This is a genomic window from Azospirillum sp. SYSU D00513 (genome assembly GCF_017356015.1).
Classification (GTDB): Bacteria; Pseudomonadota; Alphaproteobacteria; order Azospirillales; family Azospirillaceae; genus Azospirillum.
This window is the reverse complement of record NZ_JAFIQV010000051.1, coordinates 18,623-44,578: the sequence shown is the minus strand read 5'-3', so window position 1 is coordinate 44,578 and position 25,956 is coordinate 18,623. Positions and strand designations below refer to the sequence as shown.

General features: G+C 70.1%; 22 protein-coding genes. 3 read left to right on the top strand and 19 right to left on the bottom strand.

The features are described 5' to 3' along the window. Window positions 1-168: 168 nt before the first annotated feature. Window positions 169-621: an SH3 domain-containing protein gene (locus JUB11_RS27510; RefSeq protein WP_207461992.1), complete on the bottom strand. Its 453-nt coding sequence runs from the start codon at window positions 619-621 to the stop codon at window positions 169-171. Window positions 622-808: 187 nt separating this feature from the next. After that, window positions 809-3,430: an ATP-dependent chaperone ClpB gene (clpB, locus tag JUB11_RS27505; RefSeq protein ID WP_207461991.1), complete on the bottom strand. Its 2,622-nt coding sequence runs from the start codon at window positions 3,428-3,430 to the stop codon at window positions 809-811. A gap of 293 nt (window positions 3,431-3,723) precedes the next feature. On the opposite strand from clpB, the gene JUB11_RS27500 reads away from it, so the two are divergent. Together JUB11_RS27500 and JUB11_RS27495 are read left to right on the top strand one after the other, a co-directional pair. Beyond that, a complete protein-coding gene (locus JUB11_RS27500) occupies window positions 3,724-4,344 on the top strand; it encodes an NUDIX domain-containing protein (protein ID WP_247887368.1) in 621 nt (206 codons plus the stop codon). Between the two features lie 143 nt (window positions 4,345-4,487). Beyond that, entirely contained in the window at window positions 4,488-5,249 is a 762-nt protein-coding gene (locus JUB11_RS27495; protein ID WP_207461990.1) for an MOSC domain-containing protein, read from the top strand. Window positions 5,250-5,322: 73 nt separating this feature from the next. Here the strand turns inward: JUB11_RS27495 and JUB11_RS27490 are convergent, their stop codons facing one another. From JUB11_RS27490 to JUB11_RS27450, 9 genes are all read right to left on the bottom strand, one after another. After that, on the bottom strand, window positions 5,323-5,757 hold the full coding sequence (locus JUB11_RS27490; RefSeq protein WP_207461989.1) for a DUF4167 domain-containing protein: 435 nt from the start codon (window positions 5,755-5,757) through the stop codon (window positions 5,323-5,325). A gap of 278 nt (window positions 5,758-6,035) precedes the next feature. Next, on the bottom strand, window positions 6,036-6,890 hold the full coding sequence (prmC, locus tag JUB11_RS27485) for a peptide chain release factor N(5)-glutamine methyltransferase (RefSeq protein ID WP_207461988.1): 855 nt from the start codon (window positions 6,888-6,890) through the stop codon (window positions 6,036-6,038). After that, window positions 6,887-7,960 carry a peptide chain release factor 1 gene (prfA, locus tag JUB11_RS27480; RefSeq protein WP_207461987.1) on the bottom strand — a complete coding sequence of 358 codons (1,074 nt, stop codon included), beginning with the start codon at window positions 7,958-7,960 and terminating at the stop codon, window positions 6,887-6,889. The genes prmC and prfA overlap by 4 nt, the downstream gene beginning before the upstream one ends. Next, entirely contained in the window at window positions 7,957-9,336 is a 1,380-nt protein-coding gene (gene hemA, locus JUB11_RS27475; protein ID WP_207461986.1) for a glutamyl-tRNA reductase, read from the bottom strand. Before hemA ends, prfA begins: the two co-directional genes overlap by 4 nt. Before the next feature lie 263 nt (window positions 9,337-9,599). Then, on the bottom strand, window positions 9,600-10,745 hold the full coding sequence (ispG, locus tag JUB11_RS27470) for a flavodoxin-dependent (E)-4-hydroxy-3-methylbut-2-enyl-diphosphate synthase (protein ID WP_207461985.1): 1,146 nt from the start codon (window positions 10,743-10,745) through the stop codon (window positions 9,600-9,602). A gap of 165 nt (window positions 10,746-10,910) precedes the next feature. Beyond that, entirely contained in the window at window positions 10,911-12,245 is a 1,335-nt protein-coding gene (locus JUB11_RS27465) for a helix-turn-helix domain-containing protein (RefSeq protein ID WP_207461984.1), read from the bottom strand. Window positions 12,246-12,436: 191 nt separating this feature from the next. Next, window positions 12,437-14,722 carry a phosphoenolpyruvate--protein phosphotransferase gene (ptsP, locus tag JUB11_RS27460; protein WP_247887367.1) on the bottom strand — a complete coding sequence of 762 codons (2,286 nt, stop codon included), beginning with the start codon at window positions 14,720-14,722 and terminating at the stop codon, window positions 12,437-12,439. Window positions 14,723-14,971: 249 nt separating this feature from the next. Next, window positions 14,972-16,033, bottom strand: coding sequence for a nitronate monooxygenase family protein (locus JUB11_RS27455; protein ID WP_207461983.1), 1,062 nt, complete (start codon window positions 16,031-16,033; stop codon window positions 14,972-14,974). 29 nt (window positions 16,034-16,062) lie between these two features. Further along, window positions 16,063-17,298, bottom strand: a complete 1,236-nt coding sequence (locus tag JUB11_RS27450) for an aspartate kinase (RefSeq protein ID WP_207461982.1) — start codon at window positions 17,296-17,298, stop codon at window positions 16,063-16,065. Window positions 17,299-17,448: 150 nt separating this feature from the next. Between JUB11_RS27450 and ubiG the strand changes: the two genes are divergently transcribed. After that, window positions 17,449-18,210 carry a bifunctional 2-polyprenyl-6-hydroxyphenol methylase/3-demethylubiquinol 3-O-methyltransferase UbiG gene (gene ubiG / locus JUB11_RS27445; RefSeq protein ID WP_207461981.1) on the top strand — a complete coding sequence of 254 codons (762 nt, stop codon included), beginning with the start codon at window positions 17,449-17,451 and terminating at the stop codon, window positions 18,208-18,210. A gap of 100 nt (window positions 18,211-18,310) precedes the next feature. Here ubiG and JUB11_RS27440 read toward each other — a convergent pair whose 3' ends face one another. The 8 genes from JUB11_RS27440 to JUB11_RS27405 form a co-directional block, all read right to left on the bottom strand. Continuing rightward, window positions 18,311-18,847 (bottom strand): Uma2 family endonuclease, encoded by a 537-nt coding sequence (locus tag JUB11_RS27440; RefSeq protein ID WP_207461980.1) that lies wholly within the window; start codon window positions 18,845-18,847, stop codon window positions 18,311-18,313. A 479-nt stretch (window positions 18,848-19,326) separates the two neighbouring features. Next, window positions 19,327-19,785: a PTS IIA-like nitrogen regulatory protein PtsN gene (gene ptsN / locus JUB11_RS27435; protein ID WP_207461979.1), complete on the bottom strand. Its 459-nt coding sequence runs from the start codon at window positions 19,783-19,785 to the stop codon at window positions 19,327-19,329. 37 nt (window positions 19,786-19,822) lie between these two features. Then, window positions 19,823-20,428 (bottom strand): ribosome-associated translation inhibitor RaiA, encoded by a 606-nt coding sequence (gene raiA, locus JUB11_RS27430; protein ID WP_207461978.1) that lies wholly within the window; start codon window positions 20,426-20,428, stop codon window positions 19,823-19,825. Window positions 20,429-20,581: 153 nt separating this feature from the next. After that, window positions 20,582-22,153: an RNA polymerase factor sigma-54 gene (rpoN, locus tag JUB11_RS27425; RefSeq protein ID WP_207461977.1), complete on the bottom strand. Its 1,572-nt coding sequence runs from the start codon at window positions 22,151-22,153 to the stop codon at window positions 20,582-20,584. A 17-nt stretch (window positions 22,154-22,170) separates the two neighbouring features. Beyond that, complete coding sequence (gene lptB / locus JUB11_RS27420; protein ID WP_348771521.1) at window positions 22,171-22,983, bottom strand: LPS export ABC transporter ATP-binding protein; 813 nt, start codon at window positions 22,981-22,983, stop codon at window positions 22,171-22,173. After that, window positions 22,980-23,822: an LptA/OstA family protein gene (locus tag JUB11_RS27415; RefSeq protein WP_207461976.1), complete on the bottom strand. Its 843-nt coding sequence runs from the start codon at window positions 23,820-23,822 to the stop codon at window positions 22,980-22,982. The genes lptB and JUB11_RS27415 overlap by 4 nt, the downstream gene beginning before the upstream one ends. Next, entirely contained in the window at window positions 23,822-24,616 is a 795-nt protein-coding gene (gene lptC, locus JUB11_RS27410; protein WP_207461975.1) for an LPS export ABC transporter periplasmic protein LptC, read from the bottom strand. Before lptC ends, JUB11_RS27415 begins: the two co-directional genes overlap by 1 nt. A gap of 26 nt (window positions 24,617-24,642) precedes the next feature. Then, complete coding sequence (locus JUB11_RS27405; RefSeq protein WP_207461994.1) at window positions 24,643-25,557, bottom strand: KpsF/GutQ family sugar-phosphate isomerase; 915 nt, start codon at window positions 25,555-25,557, stop codon at window positions 24,643-24,645. Window positions 25,558-25,956 lie beyond the last annotated feature (399 nt).

Genomic DNA, 25,956 nt, shown 5'->3' with positions numbered 1-25,956 from the left:
TTCCGCAGTTGCGCTTCACTTCGCTCGCCGTGATCAGCTTACGATGGGACTTGCACCCACAAGAGAACGCCCATGCTGGGCGCACCAAGGAAAAGCCCCGATCCGCCAGCGCGGACCGGGGCTTTTTCTGCGGTTTGGGCGAGCCTTCCGGAGCCCGCCAGCATGATTTTACGGCGCGATGGGCGCCGCTTCGATCTTGCGGCGTGGGGCGGCCTTGATGGCCGGGCCGGCGTTGTCCTCGGCCTTCGGCAGGACCGTCGTGGTGCCGCGCGCGGTCACCGGCGCGCTGCCGCGCAGGCGCAGCAGATGCATGCGCACATAGGCCGTCGTGCCCGACGCCTTGACCGCCACCCAGTCGGTGCCGCGCGTGCGTCCCAACACCGTCACCGCCTGGCCCGGCTGGAGGGAGCCGACGACCGCACCACCGGCGGAAGGCGAGGCGCGGAGCTGGACGGAGCGGTCGGCCTCCCACTCGCCATGGACCTTCTCCAGCCCCGCACCCGCGGCGGGCGCCGACCCGCTGCCCTGCGTCACGGGGGCCGGCGGCAGGGTGCGCTGGCAGCCGGAAATGACAAGGGCGCAGGCGAGGGCCAGGGAAACGGCGCGCGGAAGGCGGATCATCGGGGGGTGTTACCGCTGGGTCGAAAGGGCCGGATGGCCGGGTCGGCGCGACGATACAGGAATCCGGTGCCGCACCGCCACCGTCGAGACAGAGCTTGGCTGTGAGCGTTTTGTGAGCGGCGTATCGGGGCCGGGCGCCCTCCTCCCCCGGCGGGGAGGAGGGGTTCGTTCCGACGGGACGGCCGGCCTACTCCGCCGCTTCCCGGCGTCCGCGGGCCGGGGCGTTTGCCGCCGGCTGGCCGTTGATGGTCAGCGCGCCGGCCTCGGCACCGATGCGCACCGTCTGGCCATCGGCGATGCGGCCCTCCAGCAGCATGGTCGCCATGGGGTTCTGAAGCTCGCGCTGGATCACGCGCTTCAGCGGCCGGGCGCCGTAGACCGGGTCGTAGCCGGCCTCGGCCAGCCAGGCGGTGGCGGCATCGTCCACCTCCAGCGCGATGTCGCGCTCGGCCAGCATCCGCACCAGCCGGCCGAGCTGGATGCGGACGATGCCGCCCATGTCGCCGCGGTTCAGGCGGTGAAACAGCAGGATCTCGTCCAGCCGGTTCAGGAATTCCGGCCGGAAATGCCCGCGCACCACCTCCATCACGCCGTCGCGCACGGCCTCGCTCTCCTCGCCCTCCGCCTGGTTGGCGAGCAGCTCGGAGCCGAGATTCGAGGTCATGATGATGACCACGTTGCGGAAGTCCACCGTGCGGCCCTGCCCGTCGGTCAGGCGCCCGTCGTCGAGCACCTGGAGCAGCACGTTGAAGACGTCCGGGTGCGCCTTCTCCACCTCGTCGAACAGCACGACCTGATAGGGCCGCCGCCGCACCGCCTCGGTGAGCGCACCGCCCTCCTCGTAGCCGACATAGCCCGGAGGCGCGCCGATCATGCGGGCGACGGAGTGCTTCTCCATGTATTCCGACATGTCGAGCCGGACCATCGCCGTCTCGTCGTCGAACAGGAACTCCGCCAGGGCCTTGGTCAGCTCGGTCTTGCCGACGCCGGTCGGGCCGAGGAACAGGAAGGAGCCGATGGGACGGTTCGGGTCCTGCAGCCCGGCGCGGGCGCGGCGCACGGCGTTGGAGACGGCGACGATGGCCTCCTCCTGCCCGACCACGCGGCTGCGCAGGCGCGATTCCATCGCCAGCAGCTTCTCGCGCTCGCCGGTCAGCATCTTGTCCACCGGCACGCCGGTCCAGCGGCTGACGACGGCGGCGATGTCCTGGTCGCGCACCTCCTCGTTCAGCATGTGCGACTGGGACGCCTTCTCGGCCTCGGCGAGCTGGCGCTCGAGCTGCGGGATGACGCCGTAGGTCAGCTCGCCGGCACGGTTCCAGTTCTGGGACCGCTGGGCCTGGTCAAGCTCCACGCGGGCCTGGTCGAGCTGCTCCTTGAGCTTCTGCGCGCTCTGCAGCTTGTCCTTCTCGGCCTGCCACTTGGCGGTCAGCTCGGCGGACTGCTGTTCCAGGTCGGCCAGCTCCTGCTCCAGCGTGGCGAGGCGGTGGCGCGACGGCTCGTCGGATTCGCGCTTCAGCGCCTCGCGCTCGATCTTCAGCTGGATGACGCGGCGGTCCAGCTCGTCGATCTCCTCCGGCTTGCTGTCCACGGCCATGCGCAGGCGCGAGGAGGCCTCGTCCACGAGGTCGATGGCCTTGTCGGGCAGGAAGCGGTCGGTGATGTAGCGGTTGGACAGGGTCGCCGCCGCGACGATCGCCGCGTCGGTGATGCGCACGCCGTGATGGACCTCGTAGCGCTCCTTCAGGCCGCGCAGAATGGAGATGGTGTCCTCCACCGTCGGTTCGGGCACGAAGACCGGCTGGAAGCGGCGGGCGAGGGCCGCGTCCTTCTCGATGTGCTTGCGGTACTCGTCCAGCGTCGTGGCGCCCACGCAATGCAGCTCGCCGCGCGCCAGCGCCGGCTTCAGCATGTTGGAGGCGTCCATGCTGCCTTCCGCCTTGCCGGCGCCGACCAGCGTGTGCAGCTCGTCGATGAAGACGATGACCTCGCCCGCGGCCGCCTGGATCTCCGCCAGCACGGCCTTCAGCCGCTCCTCGAACTCGCCGCGGAACTTGGCGCCGGCGACCAGCGCGCCGAGGTCGAGCGACAGCAGCCGCTTGTTCTTGAGGCCCTCCGGCACGTCGCCGTTGACGATGCGCTGGGCCAGTCCCTCGACGATGGCGGTCTTGCCGACGCCGGGCTCGCCGATGAGGACCGGGTTGTTCTTGGTGCGCCGGGCCAGCACCTGGATGGTGCGGCGGATCTCCTCGTCGCGGCCGATGACCGGGTCGAGCTTGCCGGTGCGCGCCGATTCGGTGAGGTCGCGCGCGTATCTCTTCAGCGCGTCGTAGCCCTGCTCGGCCGACGCGCTGTCGGCCGTGCGGCCCTTGCGGATGTCGTTGATGGCCTTGTTCAGCGCCTGCGGCGTCACCCCGGCGCGCTTCAGCACGGCGGCGGACGGCGTGCCGTCGGCCATGCTCAGCGCCAGCAGGAGCCGCTCGGCGGTCACGAAGCTGTCGCCGGCCTTCTGGGCCAGCTTCTCGGCCTGCTCGAACAGGCGCGACAGCTCCGGCGTCAGATAGACCTGGCCCGCCCCGGAGCCTTCGACCTTCGGGAGTTTGTCCAGCTCGGCGTCGATGCCCGACAGCGCCAGGGCGTGGTCGCCCCCGGCCGCGCGGATCAGGTTGGCCGCGAGCCCTTCCTTGTCGTCGAGCAGGATCTTCAGCAGATGCTCGGGCGCCAGCCTCTGGTGGCCGCGCCGCAAGGCCAGGTTCTGCGACGCCTGGACGAAGCCGCGGCTGCGTTCGGTGTAGTTCTCGAAATCCATGCTTTTGCTCCTCTCTTCGGCAGACCGTCCGCAAGGCAGCCCGGTCCGCCAGATCCACGTTCCGTGCGATCCACAAAGGGTGCCGGCCTTAGATGTGGGGGAGCCCGTCACGGTTGCAAGACGGGCCCGGCGGTCCGTCCTACGCCTTTCGCTCAAGGCACCCACCAGCCGATTGCACCCCTTCCGCAGGTGGGAAACCACGCGATAGGGTAGCCAGCTAGTATCACGGTATCTCAGGGCGTTCCGGAAAGGCGCGCCCGCCGAGAACGCGGATCATCCTCGCGAAGGTGCCCATGGCCGCCATCCTCGACCCGACCCCCGCCGGCCGCGACGCGGCCGGACGCCCCGATGCGGAAAGCCAGGACAAGGACGGGCAAGGCACGGACCGCGCGCGGATGGACGGCCGGAAATCCGGACCCGCCGCCCTTCCGGGCAGCCGGAAGGGCAAGCTGCTGCGCATGGCCTGGTGGGGACGCAACGTCTGGCACTGGGTGGCGCGCCCCCTGACCATGGGGGTTCGGGCCATCATCCTGGACGAGTCGAACGGCGGCTCGGCGCGCGTCCTGCTGATCCGCCACAGCTACATCGCCGGCTGGCACCTGCCCGGCGGCGGGGTGGACACCGGCGAGACGCTGGTCGAGGCCATGCGCCGCGAGGTGCGCGAGGAGGTGGGGCTGCGGGTCGAGGCGAACGTCCAGCCGCTCGGCGTCTTCGCGCGCTTCCGCCACGGCGCCAGCGACCATGTCGCGGTCTTCATCGCCAAGGGCTGGTCGGGCACGCCGAAGGCGGACGGGGTGGAGATCCTGGAGACCGGCTTCTTCCCGCTGGACGCGCTGCCGGAGGACACCTCGCCCGGGACGCGGCGGCGGCTCGCCGAGTTTCAGGGGCTGGCCCCCCTGGCGGAGCGCTGGTAGCCGGGGCTGGCAACCGGGGCTGGTGGCGCGGCGTGCGACTCATCGCGCGCAGGGCGGTTGAGAGTGCGGGAAGCGACAGTGTGACCGATTGACAGGGACACACCCCGCGCACCACTGTCGGTGCAAACGATTGTGCAGTGCAAATGACACCGAGCGTCACCGCCATACGCCGCTATCCCGTCAAGGGGCTGAGCGCCGACGACCTGACCGCCGTGGAGCTGGCGGAGGGCAAGGCCGTTCCGCTCGACCGCGCCTACGGGCTGCTGCACGGGCCGGCGGCGCAGGATATGGACCGGACGGGCTGGCGGCCCGCCTCCGACTTCTTCACGCTGGAGCGCACCGAGAAGCTGGCGGCGCTCGACACGGTCTTCGAGGAGGAAACGCGGTCGCTGGTCATCCGGCGCGGCGGCCGGCAGGTCACGCGCGGGCGGCTCGACCAGCCGATGGGGCGCATGCTGGTCGAGCAGTTCTTCGCGGCCTATCTGGCCGGGCTCGCCCCCGGCGCGCCGAAGCTGATCGAGGCCAAGGGCTGCGCCTTCACCGAGCTGGAGGAGCCGACGGTCACGCTGCTGAACCTCGCCAGCGTCCGCGACCTGGAGGAGCGCGTCGCCAAGAAGGCGGTCGATCCGCGCCGCTTCCGCGCCAACCTGCTGATCGACGGTCTGCCCCCCTGGGAGGAGCGGCATTGGGTCGGACGCGTGCTGACGGTCGGGGACGTGACCCTGCGCCTCATGGCGCTCATGGAATACAGCCCGGCCTGGGACGTCAATCCCGCCACCGGTGCGCGTGATTTCAACGCGCTTCCCGTTCTGGAGCGCGGCTACGGTCACGACCGCTGCGGCGTCCATGCCCAGGTCCTGAAAGGCGGCCGGGTCGCGCTGGGCGACCCGGTGGCCTTGCTTTGAGCTTGGGGGCTTTGAGCTTGGGGCTTTGAACGTCCGAGGCCTCAAGCGCCCGGAGCTTCAGGCGCCCGGAGCTTCAGGCGTTGAGGGACGCCCGCTCCTCGGAGCCTTCGCTCTCCTCGGAGCCCTCGGCGGACTCCTCCTCGCCGTCCGTGCCGCCACCATTCTGGTACTGGCCGGGAAGTTGGCCATTGCCGGCGACGCCGCGCTGGCGATTCTCGGACTCCTGGATCTGGTTGATGATGCGCAGGTAGTGCTCGGCGTGCTGCATGTAGTTTTCCGCCTGCACGCGGTCGCCGGCGGTCGCGGCGTCGCGCGCCAGCGTCTGGTACTTCTCGTGCACCTGCCAGGCGTTGCCACGGATCCGGACGTCCGGACCGTTGCTGTCGAAGTTCTGGTGACGGAGCGGAACGTTCTGCCGGCCGCGATTGCCGCCACCACCAGCGTTTCCACCGCCGCCGCCGCCGTTGCCCCGACCGCGTGAACGCCTGGAGTTCGGTCCCTGTCTCATTCGGCTCTTAAAGCCCCATGTAAGAGAAAGTGCATCCCCCGGAACGCTCCGGCGGCCCATCCGGCCGAGGAGTCCGCCGCGGCCGATGCCGCGGATCGATCACGGGGATCAAAAAACGATGTGCCCGCCTCAATCAAGGGCGGCCAAGCGGATACAATTCCGGCGGCTCGGGCGAAAGCATCGTGGAAGGCACCCTAACCGGGAAAGCCGGGCAATCCAACCTTTTTTTCGCGGCGCTGCCATCGTGGCGAACATTGCGCCCCCGAACCGACCCCATGTCACGAACGGCCGTTTCGCGCCCGGACGCACCGCTCCACCCCGCCGAGGTCGCTGAACACGCCCGTGACCTCCAGCCCGGCGTCCCGCAGCAGGGCCTGCAGGTCCGGCGCCTGGCCCTGCCCGACCTCGAAGGCGGCGATCCCGCCCGGCTTCAGAAGGCCGGGGAGCTGCGCCACGATGGCCCGGTAGGCGTCCAGCCCGTCGCCGCCGCCGTCCAGCGCCCGCAGTGGATCGTGCTCCCGCACCTCCGGCGCCAGCCCCGCGATCTCCGCGCTGGGGATGTAGGGCGGGTTGGAGACGACGATGTCGAACCGCTCCTCCAGCCCCCGCCCCCAGTCGCCGGTGCGGAAGGCGGCCCGCGCCTCCAGCCCGTTGCGGGCGGCGTTGCCCGTCGCTGCCTCGACCGCCTGCGGGCTGAGATCGACGCCCAGCCCGGTGGCCCGCGGCAGTTCGGCCAGCAGGGCCAGGAGGATGCAGCCGGTCCCGGTGCCGAGGTCCAGGATGCGCAGCGGCGCGCCCGGATTCTCCACGGCGCCGAGCACCGCCTCCACCACCGTTTCGGTGTCCGGGCGCGGCTCCAGCGTGCCGGGGTTCAGCGCCAGGTCGAGGGTCCAGAACTCGCGGTGGCCGAGGATGCGGCCGACCGGTTCGCGCGCGGCGCGGCGCTCGACCATCGCCGCCACGCGGGCCTCCACCTCCTCCGGATAGGAGGTTTCCATGCGCAGGAACAGCTCGTCCCGCTCCAGCCCCAGCGCGTGCTGCACCAGGAGCCGCGCGTCCAGCTCCGGCGTGTCCACCCCCGCCTCGCGCAGGCGCCGCTCGGCGGCGCGGCGGATTTCCCGCAGCGTGCTCACTGAAGCTCCGACAGGCGCAGCGCCTGGTCCTCGGCGGTCAGCGCGTCGACCAGCTCGTCCAGCGCCTCGCCCGCCATCACCTTCTCGATCTTGTAGAGCGTCAGGTTGATCCGGTGGTCGGTGACCCGCCCCTGCGGGAAATTGTAGGTGCGGATGCGCTCGGAGCGGTCACCGCTGCCGACCTGGTTCTTGCGGTCGGCGGCGCGGGCCGCGTCCTTGGCGGAGCGCTCCAGCTCGTAGAGCCGGGCGCGCAGCACCTTCAGCGCCTTGGCCTTGTTCTTGTGCTGGCTCTTCTCGTCCTGCTGGCTGACCACGAGGCCCGTCGGCAGGTGGGTGATGCGGACCGCGCTGTCGGTCGTGTTGACCGACTGGCCGCCCGGCCCGGAAGACCGGAAGACGTCGATGCGCAGGTCCTTTTCATCGATGTGGATGTCCACCTCCTCGGCCTCCGGCAGCACGGCGACGGTGGCGGCCGAGGTGTGGATGCGCCCCTGCGTCTCGGTCGCCGGCACGCGCTGGACGCGGTGGACGCCCGATTCGAACTTCAGCCGGGCGAAGACGCTGCGGCCGGTGATGCTGGCGATGGCCTCCTTGTAGCCGCCGATCCCCGTCTCGCTGATCTCCATCGTTTCGAAGCGCCAGCCGTGCAGGCCGGCGTAGCGGCGGTACATCTCGAACAGCTCGGCGGCGAAGAGCGCCGCCTCGTCACCGCCGGTGCCGGCGCGCACCTCCAGGATGGCGTTCTTCTCGTCCGCCTCGTCCTTGGGCAGGAGCGATATCTGCACCCGCCGCTCCAGGGCGGGGATGTTGCGGGTGAGGTCCTGGAACTCCTCCTCCGCCAGCGCCTTCATCTCCGCGTCGCCGCCGGGATCGGCGATCATGGCGGCGAGGTCGGCGGCCTCCGCCTTCGCCTTCTTGAGGGCGGAGATCGCCTCGGCGACGGGGGTGAGGTCGGAATATTCCTTGGACATCCGGCTGTACTCGCCGGAGTCGGCCGTGCCCGCCGCCAGCGCGTCGCGCAGCTCGTCGTGGCGGGCCAGGACCTTGTTGAAACGATCTTCCAAATTCACGACGCCCGCCCCTGCTTCTCTCTGTCCAATTCCGTGTCACCGCCCGGACCGCCAACGTCCGGATTGCCGGAGTCCTGTCCGCCGGAGTCCTGTCTGCCGGGGTCCAAACGGCCGGGTTCGGCTCTGTCCAGCCGGAAGAGCTGGAACAGCAGCCGCTCCGCTGCCGCCCGTTCCGCCAGCGCTCCCGCCTCGGCATCCGCCGCCAGGCCGCGCAGCACCTCCGACGGGCAGTGCAGCAGCCGGTTCACCAGCAGCCGGGTGGCCGCACCCGCGTCCAGCCCGCCATGCTCCGCCAGCAGCCGCCGGCGCTCCGCCTCGAAATGCGCGCGCAGCGCGGTCACGGCGGGAACGGCGGCCCGCTCGGCCCGCGCCTGCGCGAAGCCGGCAACCGATTCGTCCAGGATCGCCCATGCGGCTTTCAACGCCGCCTCCCGCCCGACCCGGCCTTCCAGCGCCACGCGCTCCAGGTCGGCCAGGTCGTAGAGATAGGCCTCCTCCAGCCGTCCGACCTCGGGCTCCACATCCGCCGGTATGGCCGTGTCGACCACGAAGACCGGACGCCGCCGGCGCCGCTTCAGCGCCGCCGCCAGCGCGTCACGCGACAGGATATAGCGCCCCAGCCCGGCTCCGGTCACCACGATATCGGCCGCGGCAAGCGCCGAATCCATGTCCGCCCAGGGAACGAAATGCCCGTCGAGCCGGCGCGCGGCGTTCTCGGCCCGACGATCCACCGGGGCCGCCACCGTGACGCGGCCGAGCCCGGCCTCGCGCAGCCCCTCCAGCACCATCAGTCCCATGTCGCCCAGCCCCATGAGCAGGGCGGTGCAGCGCATGAGGTCGCCGTGCAGGTCGCGCGCCACCTGCACGGCGGCGGCGATCAGCGAGGTCGCCCCCTCGGCGATGGCGGTCTCGTTGCGCACGCGCTTGGCGGCGGCATAGCCGGCCTGGAGCAATGCCTCCATCTCCGGGCCGGTCATGCCGGCGGCGGCGGACTGCCGGTGGGCGGCCTTCGCCTGCCCCAGTATGTGCGGCTCGCCGACGATCTGGCTGTCCAGGGAACAGGCGACCGCGAAGACGTGCCGCACCGCGGCCTCGCCGGTCAGGCTGTAGAGCTGGTCCGCGAGGTCGGCCGGCGGGACGCCCAGCCGTTCCGCCATGATGGCGGCGGCGGCCAGCGCCGCCTCGGCCGGGCGTTCGTGCACCCCCTGCACCTCCACCCGGTCGCAGGTGCTGAGCCACAGCGCCTGCTCCAGCCCGGCGGCGCGCAGCCGCGCCAGCAGGGCCGGCACCTCGACCTCCTCCGTCGTGAGGCGGTCGCGAAGCGAGCCCGAACAGGTCCGGTGGCTGGCGCCGATGACGAAGTAGGAGGCGATCACACTCTGGCCGGGATAGGCGTCACTTTTCTTATTCTAAGCACGGAAGGTGGCGTTTTCCTAGGCGCGAGGCCGGAGAAACCCATACTCGGAGGCTCATGCTGAACGGGGCTGCCGCGTTCAGGAAGACAAGACCACTGTTCCGTCATCCCCGCGGAAGCGGGGATCCAGGCCCCGCGATGACGGCGCTCCGCCCGGAGTTCTGGAGCCCCGCTTGTGCGGGGATGACGGCAAGTCCATGTTTTTCCTCAGAACTTACCCGTGGCTCACTCCGCCGGAACGGACTCGGTCGCCTCAGCCGCTTCTGCCGCCGCCTTGGCGGCCTCGATCTCGGCGGCCTTCTTCTCGACCAGCCCGACGAGGTGATCGACGATGTTCTGGTCCTTCAGCCGGTGGTCGGTCACGCCGGAGATGTAGATCTGGTGCGTGTTGTTGCCGCCGCCGGTCAGGCCGATGTCGGTCTCGCGCGCCTCGCCCGGCCCGTTCACGACGCAGCCGATGACCGACAGGGTGAGCGGCGTGGTGATGTGGGAGAGGCGCTGTTCCAGGATCTCCACCGTCTTGATGACGTCGAAGTTCTGGCGCGCGCAGCTCGGGCAGGAGATGACGGTGACGCCGCGGCGGCGCAAGCCGAGCGACTTCAGCATGTCGTAGCCGACGAGGATCTCCTCCGTCGGGTCGGCGGACAGCGACACGCGGATGGTGTCGCCGATGCCCGACCACAGCAGCATGCCGAGCCCGATGGAGGACTTCACCGTGCCGGCGCGCAGGCCGCCGGCCTCGGTGATGCCGATGTGCAGGGGGTAGTCGCAGGCCTCGGCCAGCCCCTGGTAGGCGGCGACGGCGAGGAAGACGTCCGACGCCTTCACCGAGATCTTGAACTCGCGGAAATCATGGTCCTCCAGGATCTTCGCGTGGTTCATGGCGCTCTCGACCATCGCCTCCGGGCAGGGCTCGCCGTATTTCTCCAGCAGGTCGTGCTCCAGCGAGCCGGCGTTCACGCCGATGCGCATGGAGCAGCCGTAATCCTTGGCGGCCTTCACCACCTCGCGCACGCGGTCGGCGGAGCCGATGTTGCCGGGGTTGATGCGCAGGCAGGCGGCGCCGCTCTGCGCCGCCTCGATGGCGCGCTTGTAGTGGAAATGGATGTCGGCGACGATCGGCACGTTGACCTGGCGCACGATGTCCTTCAGCGCCAGCGCCGATTCCTGGTCGGGGCAGGAGACGCGCACGATGTCGGCGCCGACCCGCTCCGCCGCCAGGATCTGCTCGACCGTCGCCTTGACGTCCACCGTCGGGGTGTTGGTCATGGTCTGCACCGAGATCGGCGCGTCGCCGCCCACGGGCACCTTGCCCACCATGATCTGGCGGGATTTGCGGCGGAGGATCTCGCGGTAGGGACGGACGCTCATGAACGACAGCCTTCGGCAGGGAAAAACGGCCCGGAAGCGCCGTTATAGCGCAGCCGGGCTCACGCCAAAAGTGCGGTCGGGCATCCGGGATTCAAGTGAATTTTCCGGGACGCGGCCACGCGCGCCGGGCGCGCCCGGCTGCAACGCCCGTCCCGGCGCCGCCGTTCAGTTGGCGGCGGACGCGCGCACCGCCGGGGTCTGCGGGTCGAGCTGGACCTCGCGCATCACCTGGCCGACGGCACCGAGCGGAGCGCCCTCCACCCCGTCCGTCATGACGGTCAGGCCGCCGGCGTTGCCGGTGCGCAGCCGGATGCCCGGCCGGTCCGGAACGCGGTAGACCTCGCCCGCCCGCAGGACGCGGGTGAAGATGATCTCGCCCTCGCGGTCGCGCACCTGGACCCAGCTGTCCTGGCTCGCGCGGAGCTGGACGCGCGACGCCTGGTTCTGGCTGCCATAGACCTTGACCGGCGGGACCGAGGGGTTCGGCGCCGGCTGCGGGGCGGGCGGAATGGCGGCGAGCGCCGGGGCGGTCGGCGAGAGCGGAGTGGGCTCCTGCGCCGCCTCGCCATCCTCCTCCTCCCCGTCGGCCGGCGGAACGATCGCGCTGGGCGGGACGGCCGCCTGAACCGCGGCGGCGGCCGGCGGCGCCACGGACACCGGAGCGGCGGGCACCACGGCCGGAGCGGAGACCGCCACGGGAGCAGGAGCGGGAGCGGGAGCCGCCGGAACGGACGGAGCCGGGTGGGCGGCCGCCGGCGGAACCGGGGCCGCCGCGGGCGGAAGCGCGGCGGTCTGGATGGGCGCCGGCTGGGCCGGCACAGTCGTCATGCCGGGCACGACCGGGGCCGGCGGGATGACGGCCGTGGAGGCCCCTCCCTGGGACGGCGGCAGCGCGGGCACCATCGGGGCGGACGGCGTCAGGGCCGTCGCCTCGGGCGCCAGCGCCGCGGTCTGCGCCGGGGCGGGGGCGGCGCCGGGCAGGCCCGCCTCCGTCCTGGCCGGGTCGCCGTAGGGCAGCGGGTCGAGCAGCGAGACGAGCCGGTCCGGCAGCACCGGGACGAGGTCCACGACCGAGCGGTCCGTCGCCGAGAGATAATACCAGCCGCCATAGACGATGCCGGCCAGCACCATCGTGCCGAGCAGGACCGTGCCGCCGGGAATGCGGCCCTCGGGCGCCGGAGTCGGCAGATAGAGCTGCTGGCGGCGGAGGTTGCCGGCGGCCTCCTCCTTGTAGCGGGCGGCCACGGCGTCGGGGTCGAGCCCGAGATACTCCGCATAGGAGCGCAGGAAGCCGACCACGTAGGTGGCGCCCGGCAGATCCTCGAACCGGCCGTCCTCGATCGCCTGCAGGTAGGGATAGCGGATGCGCAGCATCCGCGCGACGTCGGCCAGCTCGTAGCCCAGCGCCTCGCGCGTCTCGCGCAGCGTGTCGGAGACGCCGGGACCGGCCGGGGCGGCGTCGGCGGACGAAAGAGTGTCGTGAGGCGTGCGCTTGGCCATGGAACCAGCCGTACCGTCGCTAGGGACAAGGGGCGAAGCCGTCCCCCGTCTCGGGGTGCGGCCGTGTCGAAACACAGTTGTATACGCCTATCGGCCAGGCCGTTGTAACAAACGGCGGAGGCCGGCGCAAATCCTGCCGCCGGGCGGCCAGGGTTGCGATCAGGTCACGGGGCCATCAGGTCAGGAAGCCGTCAGATCACGACGCCGTGGTCCTGGGCGAAGGCGCGCAGCTTGATCCGGACACTGTGGTCACCGCGCTGGTACAGCCCGTCCATATATTGCCGCAGGGCGGCGACGTCGAGCGAGCGGAGCATCGTCTTCACCGGCCCGACCGACGGCGGGGACATGGACAAAGTGCGGAAGCCCAGCCCGATCAGCGCCATGGCGTCGAGCGGCTTGCCGGCCATTTCCCCGCAGATCGACAGCGGCACGCGCGCCTCGCCGCAGGCCTCCACCAGCCGCTTCAGCAGGGTCAGCATGGCAGGCGACAGCGGGTCGTAACGGTGGGCGGTGCGCGGGTTCCCGCGGTCGCTGGCGAAGATGTACTGCCCCAGGTCGTTGGAGCCGACCGACACGAAGTCCACGCGCGGCAGCAGCGCCGGAAGCTGCCAGAGCAGGGAGGGCACCTCCAGCATCACGCCGACGCGCAGGCGGCTCGGCTCCTCGACGCCGTGGGCGCGCAGCCGCGTCAGCTCCAGCTCCAGGAGCCGCCGCGCGGCGTCCAGCTCGGCCACCTCGGCGATCATCGGGAACATGACCGACAGCGGCCGTCCGGCGGCGGCGCGCAGCAGCGCGCGGAGCTGCTGGCGCAGCAGCGAGGGGTGGTCCAGCCCGATGCGGATGGCGCGCCAGCCGAGCGCCGGGTTCTCCTCCTCCGCACCGGCCGAGATGTAGGGCAGCACCTTGTCGCCGCCGACGTCCAGCGTGCGGAAGACCACCGGCTTGTCGGCCGCCTCGTCCAGGATGCGGGCGTAAAGCTCGGTCTGCGCCTGCACGTCGGGATAGCTGGAGCGCACCATGAAGGGGATCTCGGTGCGGTAGAGCCCGATGCCCTCCGACCCGCTGGCGTGCAGGTGCGCCAGATCGAACAGCAGCCCGCAGTTCAGCACGATGGAGATCGGCACGCCGTCCCTGGTCACCGAGGGCAGGCCCCGGGTTTCCGCATAGACCTGCTCCTTCATGGCGCGCAGGGCGACGCTCTCGGAGAAGGTCATCTGGATGTCCTCGGCCGGCCGCACATAGACGGCGCCATGGTCGCCGTCCACGATCAGTGGGTCGAGCGGCTCGATCCGGCTCAAGGCCTCGGTCGCCTGGACGACCGGTATGTTCAGCGCCCGTGCCACGATGGAGACATGGCTCGACGGCGAGCCGTCCTCCAGGATCACGGCGCGCAGCCGGTGCCGGTCGTAGTCGAGAAGCTCCGCCGGCCCCATGGAGCGCGCGACCAGGATGGTGTCCTCGGGCAGCGCGCCGGCGCCGTCCTGGCCCCGGCCCGACAGGTGCTGGAGAAGCCGGTTGGTCAGGTCCTCGAAGTCGAGCAGCTTTTCCCGGATGTAGGGGTCCGTCATGTGGCTCATGCGGGCGCGGGTGTCGTCCTGCACCTGCTGCACGGCGCCCTCGGCGGTCAGCCCCTTGCGGATCGCCTCGCGGATGCGCGACAGCCAGCCCCGGTCCTCCGCGAACATGCGGTAGGTCTCCAGGATGTCGCGCGGCTCGCCCAGGCCGGCGAGCGCGGTCGCGGCAAGCAGCTTGTCGATGGCGTCGTGCATGCTGGCGAGCGCCTGGTTCAGCCGCTCCAGCTCGGTGCCGGCGTCCTCCGCAACCATCTGGCGGATGGTGAGCTGCGGGCGGTGGATGACCGCCAGCCCCATGGCGAGGCCGGGGTTGAGCGCCGCGCCCGACAGGCGGGTCGGCAGCAGGACCGGGTCGCCGGTGGCCGCCACCTCCTGCGGGTTGACCAGCTCGCCCGCCGCCACCAGCTCGGCGACGACCATGGCGATGGTCTGCAGGACCTCAACCACCTCCTCGGTGTAGCGGTGGCGCTCCTTGTGCTGAATGACCAGCACGCCGCGCACCTTGCCGCCGCGCAGGATCGGCACGCCGGCCAGCGACAGGAAGGGATCCTCGCCCGTTTCCGGGCGGTAGGCGAAGCTGGGGTGCGAGGGCGCGTTGTCCAGCGCTATGGCGCGGGCGTGGGCGGCGATGTCGCCGACGATGCCCTCGCCCACCCGCAGGCGCGTGTTGTGCACGGCGGTCTTGTTCAGGCCTTCCGTGGCGAACAGCTCCAGAACCTCGCCCGCCCGCATCACGTAGCAGGAGCAGACGTCGGCCCGCATCTCCGCGCGGATCAGCGTGACGATCTTGTCCAGCCGCTCCTGCCCGGACCCGGACCCGGCCATGACGTCCCGCAGGCGCGCGAGCATGCGGCGCGAGGCGGCCCCGTCGAAACTGACCATCGGCTCTGTCCTGGTGTCCATGGGTCCGCTTGAATCCCTGTGGCGCGCGGCCCTGCGGGCGGGGTCCGCGACCGGCCGTTCCGTCCAGAATGCGGCAGCGCGCACCGCCGCGCAAGGCCGGTGCGCGGCGCGCCCACAAGTGGATGCGGCTCTCGAGGCGGGACGCCTCTATAGCTGGATGCGGGACGCCTCTATAGCTGGAGGCGGGACGCCTCTGTAGCTGGATGAAACCGGGTGAAGAGAGCCGGAGCGGAACCCGCGGCAGAGGCGTCAGGCGGCGCCCAGCACCGGCGCGGGCGACGGGTCGCGGCGGGTCAGGGCCGCCTCGGCCTGGGCGATCAGCTCGGCGACGATCTCGGCGACGGGCTGCTCGCGCGTCACCAGCCCGACGCTCTGGCCGGCCATGAGCGAGCCGTTCTCGATGTCGCCGTCGACCACCGCGCGCCGCAGGGCGCCGGCCCAGTAATGCTCGATCTCCAGCAGGCCGGCCTCGCGGGTCAGCTCGCCGCTGTCCACCTTCCCGATGGTCTCGCGCTGGAAGGCCGCGAAGCGGCGGCTCGCCTCGTTCAGCAGGGCGCGGACCGGGATCACCGGAAAGCGCGGGTCGAGCTGCACCGAAGGCTGGGCGTCGCGGGCGGAGGCGCGGATGAAGGCCTGCTTGAAGCGCGGGTGCGCGATCGATTCGGTGGAGCAGACGAAGCGCGTGCCGATCTGCACGCCCGCCGCCCCCTGCTCCAGGTAGGAGACGACGGCCTCGCCCCGGCCGATGCCGCCGGCGACGAAGACGGGGACCTCGCGCAGCTCGGGCAGGATCTCCTGCGCCAGCACGGTGGTGGAGACCGGGCCGATGTGGCCGCCGGCCTCCGTGCCCTCGATGACGAGGGCGTCGATGCCCTGGCGGACGAGGCGCCGCCCGACGACCAGCGTCGGGGCGAAGGCCATGGCCCGGGCGCCGCCGTCCTTGATGCGCCGGATGGTGGCGCCGCTGGGGAAGCCGCCGGCGATCACGACATGCCCCACCCCCTGCCGCGCGCAGACCTCGATCAACCGGTCGAGCTGCGGGTGCATGTTGATGAGGTTGACGCCGAAGGGCTGCGCGGTGAGCGCGCGGGTCGCCGCGATCTCCGCCTCCAGCAGCTCGGGCGGCATGGAGCCGCCGGCCAGCACGCCGAAGCCCCCAGCATTGGAGATGGCCGAGACGAGGTTGCGTTCCGACACCCAGCTCATCGCGCCGCCCATCACGGCGGTGCGCGTGCCGAGGAAGGCGCGGCCGCGCGCCCAAAGCCGGTCGAGCCGGTCATATCCTGCCGCGGTCGTCCCTGCGGTCGTCATGGCCGGCTCCCCTTCGGCGCGCGTGCGGCTCAGGCCGCGTCCAGGCCGTATGCGGTGTGCAGGGCGCGCAGCGCCAGCTCCGCATACTCCTCGGAGATCAGCACGCTGATCTTGATTTCCGAGGTGGAAATGACCTGGATGTTGATGCCCTTGTCGGCCAGCGCCTTGAACATGCGCTGGGCCACGCCGGCATGGCTGCGCATGCCGACGCCGATCACCGACACCTTCACCACGGCGTCGTCGGACACCAGGCGGCGGTAGTTCAGCTCGGACTTGGCGTCCTCCAGCACCTTGATGGCGCGGGCGATGTCGGCCCGGCCGACGGTGAAGGTCAGGTCGGTGGACTTGCCGTCCTCGGACACGTTCTGGACGATCATGTCCACGTTGACCGCGGCGTCGGTCAGCGGGCCGAAGATGCCGGCCGCGACGCCGGGGCTGTCGGGCACGCCGACCAGCGTGATCTTCGCCTCGTCACGGCTGTAGGCGATGCCGCTCACAACTTCCTTTTCCACGATCTCATCCTCGTCAACAACCATGGTGCCGGGAAGCGCGCTGCCGGCGGCCTCCTCGAAGCTCGACAGGACCTGCACGCGCACGCGGTGGTTCATCGCCATCTCGACCGAGCGGGTCTGCAGGACCTTGGCGCCCTGCGACGCCATCTCCAGCATCTCCTCGTAGGTGATCTTGGAGAGCTTGCGGGCCCTGGTGACGATGCGCGGGTCGGTCGTGTAGACGCCGTCCACGTCGGTGTAGATGTCGCAGCGGTCGGCCTTCAGCGCCGCCGCCAGGGCGACCGCCGAGGTGTCGGAGCCGCCGCGGCCGAGCGTCGTGATGCGGCCGTCGGGCGTGACACCCTGGAAGCCGGCGACGACGGCGACCTCGCCGGTCTCCATGCGCCCGGCGATCCCCGCCGTGTCGATGGAGACGATGCGGGCCTTGCCGTGCGTGTCGTCGGTGTGGATCGGGATCTGCCAGCCGAGCCAGGAACGCGCCGGGATGCCGATCGACTGCAGCGCCACGGCGAGGAGACCGGAGGTCACCTGCTCGCCCGAGGCGACGATGGCGTCGTATTCGCGCGCGTCGTGCAGCTTGTCGATGTCGTTGCAGTATTTGACGAGCTGGTTGGTCACGCCGGACATGGCCGACACGACGACGGCCACCTGGTGGCCCGCCTTCACTTCCTGCTCGACCTTCCGCGCCACGTTCTTGATCCGGTCGATGTCGCCGACCGACGTGCCGCCGAACTTGAGGACGATCCGCGCCATACCTCACACCATTTCTCGCCGGATTGAGCCGGCCTTGCTCCTCCGCTCTACCGTTGCCGGCGCGGGGCGGCGTATCCATACTCTGTCAGCCGGGGCGAGGCAAGGTCGCCCCGCATTTGTCTCGACCAATCTACATATGGATTTTGCCCCATGACCGCGACCGCCGGCCTGGCCGAAAGCACCGGAACGATCGACCCCGCCGACGTCGCCCGATTCTCCGCGATTGCCGCCGAATGGTGGGATCCGGCGGGCAAGTTCCGGCCCCTGCACCGGCTGAACCCTCTGCGCCTCGCCTACATCCGCGACACGCTGTGCCGGCGGCTCGGGCGCGACCCGCTGATGCCGCTGCCCCTGAAGGGCCTGCGCGTGGTGGACATCGGCTGCGGCGGCGGCCTGCTGTCGGAGCCGATGGCGCGCATGGGGGCCGAGGTCGTCGGCATCGACGCGTCGGAGAAGAACATCCTGACCGCCGCCGCCCACGCCGCGGAGACCGGGACCACGGTCGCCTACCGAGCCACCACGGCGGAGGATCTCGCGGCGTCGGGCGAGCGGTTCGACGTGGTGCTCGCCATGGAGGTGATCGAGCATGTCGCCGACGTGGATCTGTTCGTGCGCTCCTGCGGCGCCCTGCTCGCCCCCGGCGGCGCCCTGTTCCTGTCCACCCTGAACCGCACCCCGAAATCCTATGCGCTGGGCATCGTCGCGGCGGAGTACATACTGGGCTGGCTGCCGCGCGGCACCCACAACTGGCGCCAGTTCATCCGCCCCTCCGAGATGGCCGCCGCCCTGCGCGACGCCGGGCTGGAGATCAAGGGCCTGACCGGCGTCACCTACAGCCCGCTGTCCGACGAGTTCCGCCTGAACGCGCGCGACCTGGACGTCAACTACATGGGCTGGGCCGAGCGGGCCTGACGGCCCAGGGGGCTGGGCCGAGCGGGCCTGACGGCCCAGGGGGCTGGGCCGAGCGGGCCTGACGGCCCAGGGGGCTGGACCGAGCGGGCCTGACGGCCCGTTATCGGTACACTTCGTCCAGGCGCAGCACGGCCCCGACCGCTTCCAGAAGAACCTCTCCGTCGTCGGTGATCTCGGCGTTCCATTGGTCACCGTCGCGACGGTACAGCTCGATGGAGCGCTCGTTCTGGGAAACCAAGACATATTCCTGGATGGACGCAACACGAAGGTAGTTCACCCGCTTCTCGCGCCGGTCCGTCGCTTCAGTGCGGTCCGACAGCACTTCCACGATCAGAAGCGGCCTCTCCGCGATGTCGGCGTTGCCGGGACCACCGGAAACGACGACGTCCGGGCAGTAGCAGACGTTTGCCTCCTCGATCCAAACCCTGGCGCTGCCAACATGGACGTAGGCGGCATGAAGGGGAGCGGTTTCCCGGATAGCGGCACCGATGTTGCCGGCAATAGCCGCGTGCCGATGGCTCTCCACGGGCATGGGGAAGAGCTCCCCGTCCACGTACTCGTGGCGTACGCCAGACGTACGTTCAGCGGCAAGATAAGCTTCGGGTGAAATCCAGGGCTTTCGGACAGTACCTGACATACGGGCGAGTGTGCCACGCGGCAGTCAGCCCTTCCATCACCCAACAGAACCCTGTTCGAAAAAAGTTCGTCATCCCCGCGGAAGCGCATAGGCGCTAACTTTCACGGCTGACTGACTGAAGCAAGCTTCCGAACACCCTTCCACCGTCATCCCCGCGGACGCGGGGATCCAGAGTTTCCAAAGGGTTCGCTACGGGAAGGACTGGATTCCCGCTCTCACGCAAACTTCGTTTGCGCTGACGCGGCAGGCGAATGCCAAAGGCATTCGCCGAGAGCGTTTCGCGGGAATGACGAAGAGGGAGGTTGCAGGCTTCGGCAAAACGGGCCGATGCACAAAAGTTAGCGCCCATGCGCGAAAGCGGGGATTCAGACGTCCGCACAACGAACGCTGTGGAGGAGTCCTGGACCCCCGCTTTCGCGGGGGTGACGGTCAAGTGGTTGTGCTCACAGAAATTTTGTCCTCTGGAACACCGTTCCGACTCACGCCGCGTGGCTGGCTTCGTTCTGGGTCAGCAGGGCGTAGATGGCGTCGGCGGAGTCCGAGCCGCGCAGCTTCTCGCACATGGACTGGTCGCGCAGCAGGCGCGACACGCGGGCCAGCGCCTTCAGGTGATCGGCGCCGGCGTGTTCCGGGGCGAGCAGGAGGAACATCAGGTCCACCGGTTGCTCGTCGATCGCGTCGAAATCGACGGGACGTTCCAGCCGGGCGAAGACCCCGTAGACACGGTCCAGTTCGGGCAGCTTGCCGTGCGGGATGGCGATGCCATGCCCGACGCCGGTGGTGCCCAGCCTTTCGCGCTCGAGCAGGACGTCGAAGATCGTCCGTTCGTGCTGGCCGGTGAGTTCGGATGCCTTGCGGGCCAGATCCTGGAGGGCCTGCTTCTTGCTGGCGGCCTTCAGGCTGGGCAGGATGGCGTGCGGCGTGATGAGATCGAGCATACGCTTCAAACAGTCTTCAATGGGAGTCGCGCCGGGATCAGGCGTTCGCCCGCTCCGCGGGATCGACCCAGCCGATGTTCCCATCGGCGCGGCGGTACACCATGTTCAGTCCGCCGGAGACGCTGCTGCGGAACATCAGGGCGGGCAGTTCGGCCAGTTCCATCCGCATCACCGCCTCGCTCACCGTCAGGGTGGCGATGGAGGTCTGCATCTCGGCGACGACAACGGGCTGCGCGGCTGTGTCGCCCTGCCCGTCGGCGTCCCCGATCTCTTCGACATGGGGGGCGTCGGCCCCGGCGTCCAGGATCTGGTAGCGGGCGGGCACGGGCTCTTGCGGGGCATCCCCATTGTGGTGGCCGCGCAGACGGCTCTTATACCGGCGGAGACGCCCGGCGATCTTCTCGCAGGCCGCGTCGAAAGCCGGGTAGGGCTCGGTCGCCTGGGCCTGGGTCTGCAGGGCGATGCCGGCGCCGGCATGCACCTGGATGTCCACTTTGTAGAGGTGGGCGTCGCGCGCGATGACCACATGGGCCTCGATCGGCTTCTTGAAGTACTTGCCGACCACCGCGTTCAGGCTGTCCGCGACGTGCGTGCGCAAGGCGTCGCCAACGTCAAGCTGCTTCCCTTTGACGGTCAGTTGCATCTGGCGCTTTCCCACAATGTTCCGCAAAGGACGATGCCCGAAGGGCGGGTGGAAACGGCCACCCGCCGTGGCGGTGGCGCACCATAGTGACGCCCCCCCACCCTGTCAATGAAGGGGCGGCCGGTGATGATCGGTGCGGGGCCGGCGGCCCTGCTACATGCGCGACATCTTGGCACGGCGGCGTTGCACCGAGGACGGTATACGCATCGCCTCACGATACTTCGCAACCGTCCGGCGCGCAATGTCGATCCCCTCGGCGCGCAGGACCTCCACCAGCTTGTCGTCGGACAGCACGTCCTCGGGCTTCTCCGCGTCGATCATGGTCTTGATGCGGTGGCGCACCGCCTCGGCCGAATGGGCGGCCTGCCCGTCGGAGCCCTGGATCGCGGAGGTGAAGAAGTATTTCAGCTCGAACACGCCGCGCGGCGTCGCCATGAACTTGTTCGTGGTGACGCGGCTGACCGTGCTCTCATGCATGCCGATGGCTTCGGAGATGTCGCGCAGGATCAGCGGGCGCAGGTGCGACACGCCGTGGGTGAAGAAGGCGTCCTGCTGCCGGATGATCTCCCCGGCCACCTTCAGGATCGTCGTCGCGCGCTGGTGCAGCGACTTCACCAGCCAGTTGGCGGAATGGAAGCGCTCGGCGATGTAGTCCTTATCCGCCTTGTTGCGCGCGGTGTCGGAGATCCGGGCGAAATAGCGCTGGTTCACCAGCACGCGCGGCAGCGTGTCGGGGTTGAGATCGATCAGCCAGCCGCCGCCGGGGCTCGCCCGCATCAGGATGTCCGGCGTGACGAGCTGGGCCGGCGTGTGGTCGTAGCTGAGCGCCGGCTTCGGGTTCAGCTTGCGGATCTCCGCCACCATGTCGGTGAGATCCTCGGCGTCCACGCCACAGACCTTCAGCAGCGCCGCCTGGTTGCGGGCGGCCAGAAGCTCCAGATTGTCGAGCAGCGCCTGCATGGCGGGGTCGAGCCGGTTCTTCTCGCGGAGCTGGATGGCCAGGCATTCCTTCAGCGAGCGGGCGAAGATGCCCGAGGGCTCGAAGCGCTGAACGGCGGCCAGCACCCGCTCCACCCGGTCCAGGCCGCAGCCGAGCTGCCCGGCCAGCCCGGCCAGGTCCATCCCGACGAGATAGCCGGCCTCGTCCAGGGAGTCGATCAGGGCCAGCCCGATGAGCTGGTCGCCATGGTCGGGAAGGTCGATCTTGAGCTGCTCGATGAGATGCTCGCGCAGGCTCTTCTCGCCGGTGAGGGTCGCCTCCAGGCTGGAGTCGTCCTCGAAGCCGCGCCCACCCCGTTCGTTCCAGGCGCCATAGACTTCCGCCCCGCCGTCGGAGCCGTCGCCGAAGCGGTCGTCGCCGTAGACGTTCTCGAAATCGGTGTCGAGCGGGGATTCGGTCGCGGAGCCCATCGTCTCCGACGAGGTCATCTCGACGGTGTCGCGGGTGCGTCCGTCGGACGGCGGAAGGGCGGCCTCGCCCGCGCCGTCGGCACCGGCGGCCTCGGCCGCCGCGCGGTCGGGGGCGCCGGCCTCGCCGTCGAAGCCGTCGCCGCCGTCCGGTCCGCCGCCGTCACGCTCGAGAAGGGGATTCTGCTCGATCTCGCGATCGACGAAGTCGGACAGCTCGATGTTGGACAGCTGAAGCAGCTTGATGGCCTGCTGCAGCTGCGGCGTCATCACCAGGGTCTGGCTTTGACGGAGATCGAGGCGTTGCGTAAGCGCCATGGGCGGAGAGGACCAGGTTAGAGACTGAACCGGTCGCCGAGATAGACCCGGCGCACGCCTTCGTGCGCCACGATCTCCGACGGCTCTCCCTCCATCAATACCACACCGTCGTGCAAAATGTATGCCCGATCGACGAGGTCCAAAGTTTCTCTTACGTTGTGATCCGTTATGAGTACTCCGATACCCCTATCCCGCAGATGGCTGACCAGCTCGCGGATGTCGTTCACGGCAATCGGGTCGATGCCCGCCAGCGGCTCGTCCAGCAGGATGAAATGGGGCTGCGAGGCGAGCGCGCGGGCGATCTCGACGCGCCGCCGCTCGCCGCCCGACAGGGCGACGGCGGGGGAGCGGCGGATGTGGGTGATCGAGAATTCGGTCAGCAGGTCTTCCAGCATCGCCTCGCGGGCGGCGCGGTCGGGCTCGACCACCTCCAGCACCGCGCGGATGTTGTTCTCCACCGACATGCCCCGGAAGATCGAGGCTTCCTGCGGAAGGTAGCCGATGCCGAGCCGCGCCCGCCGGTACATGGGCAGGTCGGTGATGTCCTGGCCGTCCAGCAGGATCGTGCCGGCATCCGCCGAGACCAGGCCGGTGATCATGTAGAAGCAGGTGGTCTTGCCGGCGCCGTTCGGCCCCAGCAGCCCGACCGCCTCGCCACGCTGCACGCGCACGGACACGTCGCGCAGCACCGGCCGCTTCTTGTAGGACTTGCCGAGGTTGAGGGCGACCAGACCCTCGGCCGGCGCGGTCCCCTCCGCCGCACGGGCCGCGCCGTCGGGCGCTTGCGCGGAGGACGGCATCGGGGGGATGTCGAGATCGGGATCGGTCACGAGGAAGGCGCCTTCGGATCCGGGCCGGTCTGGCCGGGGATGAGGAGGCCCTTGACGCGCCCCCCCGCCTGCTCGCCGGAAATCACCCGGTTGATCCGGGTCTTCATGTTCATCTCCGCCGCCTGGCCGTTGAGTTGGTTCTGGCCGCGCGTGATCTTCACGTTGCCGATCAGCACGGCGGTGTCGTCGGGGATGGAATAGACCATCTTCTCGGCACGCGCCACATCGGTTGGAGTCGTCACCACGACGTTGCCGGACCCGTCGAGCCGCTCCATCCGGCTGGCGCCGTCCGGGCCGTCCTTGAACTGGCCGATCAGCACGTCGGCGGTGATGCGGTCCTGGCCGCGCACGGCCACCGCGTCTCCGCGCGCCACGGCGAGGTCGCGTGCCTCGTAATATTCCAGGCTGTCGCGGGCGGTGACCACATGCTCGGGGGTCACCAGCTTCAGGTTCCGGCCGGTCACCACCGCCACCTGCTTGTCCACGTCATAGATCGCGCGCTCGCCGAACACCTCCTGCGAGGGGGAGACGATGCGGGCGTTGCCGTCGGCGACGATCTGGAAGACCACGTTGCCCTGCCCGGGGACCTGCCGGTAATAAGCGGTCAGCACGTCGGCGAAGACGGTGCTGCCGCCCTGCTTGGCCGAGGCGTTGCCGCGCGCCACATAGGCGCGCACGTCCTGGTGCCATTCGATGGCCTGGTCGGCGTCGATCTCCAGCGGCTGCTTGCCCTCGCCCATTCCCGGCATGCCCTGCGCCAGGGCGGACGGGGCCAGGGGGGCGATGGACAGAACACCGCCCAGCAGCAGGGCGCCCAGGATGGCGGAACGCGCGCTCATCACTTCGGACCTTTCGTGGAGCCGGGCTTGGACGTCGCGCCGTCCGGCGTGTTGGAGCCGGCGCCGGATTGGGGCGCACCGGACTGGGGAGCGCTGGTCTGCACCGACGCCGTGGACTGGTTCAGGAAGGTGATCGTCTTGCCGCGGTCGGTCATGCGGAAGGCCTCGGCGTCGATGACGCCGTCCGGCCCCTGCCCCTCGACATGGGCGTCGCCCCAGGCGGTGCCCTTCTTCACGTCCACGTCGGCTTCCGGCGTCGTGAACTCGTTCCCGTCGTCGCGGATCAGCCGGACATGGCCGCGCATCTTCAGGATGCCGGTCTCCTGGTTGTACCAGCCCTTGTCGGAGCGCATGGTGACCCAGGTCCCGTTCAGCTCCGTCATCTCGGCTTCCGGCTGGTCGAGCAGGATGATGCCCGGCTGGTCGGCCGACTGGTCGGCCTCGGCGGCGGTCACGGAGAAGGGCTGGTTCTGCTCGTCCACGCTGTAGTAGCGAGGCTTGATCATCTCCAGCTGGCCCTTGTCGGCGGTGATCTGCGGCCGGGGCGGCTCGGTCAGACTCGGCCAGGCGGCGAGCAGCGCCAGCAGCGCCAACGCCAGCACGGGCAGCACGACCTTGAGCGAAGCCACGAAACGGCTGTGGAAGCGGCTGACCGGCCGCACGGTGCGGCGGTGCACGGACCGGGCGCCGAACTCCTCCAGCGGGGGCAGGGCCGCGCGGCGCGGCGCCGGACGCTTCGCGATCTTCTGTTCCACGTCCTGCTCGAGTTCCGGGTGAAGGTTCTGCACGCTCATCGCATCGCTCCAGAAAACCCCCGCGGTCAGGCCGCGCCGACGCGCAGGCAGTCGTGGATGTGCACGACTCCGAGCGGCCGGCCAGCCTCGACCACGAAGAGGCTCGTGATCTGCTTTTCGTTCATCTCGCGCAGGGCCTCCGTCACGAGCGCCTGCGGCCGGATCGATTTCGGGCGGGGCGACATGATGCCGTCCGCCCGTCCGCCCAGCAGCTCCGGCTTCAGGTGGCGGCGCAGGTCGCCGTCCGTGATGACGCCGACGAGCGCGCCGGACCCGTCCGTCACGCCGACGCAGCCCAGCCGCTTGGCCGTCATCTCGAATATGACCTCGCTGAGCGGCGCCGCCAGCCCGCAGAGCGGCATGTCGCCGCCCTTGTGCATGACGTCCGTGACCTTCATCAGCAGCTGCCCGAGCTGGCCGCCGGGGTGGAGCTGGTGGAAGTCCGAGGCCGAGAAGCCCTTGCGCTCCAGCAGGGCGACCGCCAGGGCGTCGCCCAGCCCAAGCATCATCGTCGTCGATGTGGTCGGCGCCAGCCCCAGCGGGCAGGCCTCCGGAGCCGGGGGCAGGACCAGCGCCACATCCGACTGCTCCGCCAGGGAGGAGCCGGCGCGGCGCGTGATCCCGATCAGCGGGATGGCGAAGCGGCGGGTGTAGGCGATGATGTCGCCGAGTTCGTTCGTCTCGCCCGAATTGGACAGGGCGACCACCGCGTCCGACCGCGTGATCATGCCGAGGTCGCCGTGGCTGGCCTCGCCCGGATGGACGAACATCGAGGGCGTGCCGGTGGAGGCGAGCGTCGCGGCGATCTTGCGCGCGACATGGCCGGACTTGCCCATGCCGGTGACCACGATCCGCCCGGTCACCGCGGCCAGCCGGTCGAGCGCGCGGCCGAAGGCGCCGTCCAGCGATCCGGCAAGCGTGTTCAGCGCGTCGGCTTCCATGCGCAGCACCCGGACGGCGCTGGCGAGGTCGCGGTCGGGAACCGCCGTGGCGGGAGCCGCCTGCGCGTCCACGCCGTCCGTTCGGGCGCCCGCCGGATCGGCCTGGAGGGCGGCGGGCACGGTTGCAAAGGCTGAGGTCAAGGGTGACGTCGTCCCACTGTTTGGCCCGGAAGATCCGGCCGGAAGCTTCGCCGAAGGGGCTGCCTCGAACGTCCGAAACGGCGAACAACCCGCGCGCAGTATGCCTGTCGGCGGAGGGCCGGTCAAACACGCCCCCGATACGCCTTCGGCGAATCAATCTGGAGATATAGGACGAACCGACCGCCCCGGAAGGGGCAACGCGAAAGTCCGGGGCGAAAGTCCGGGGCGCACGGGCGGGATGAAAGGCCCGATCAAGAG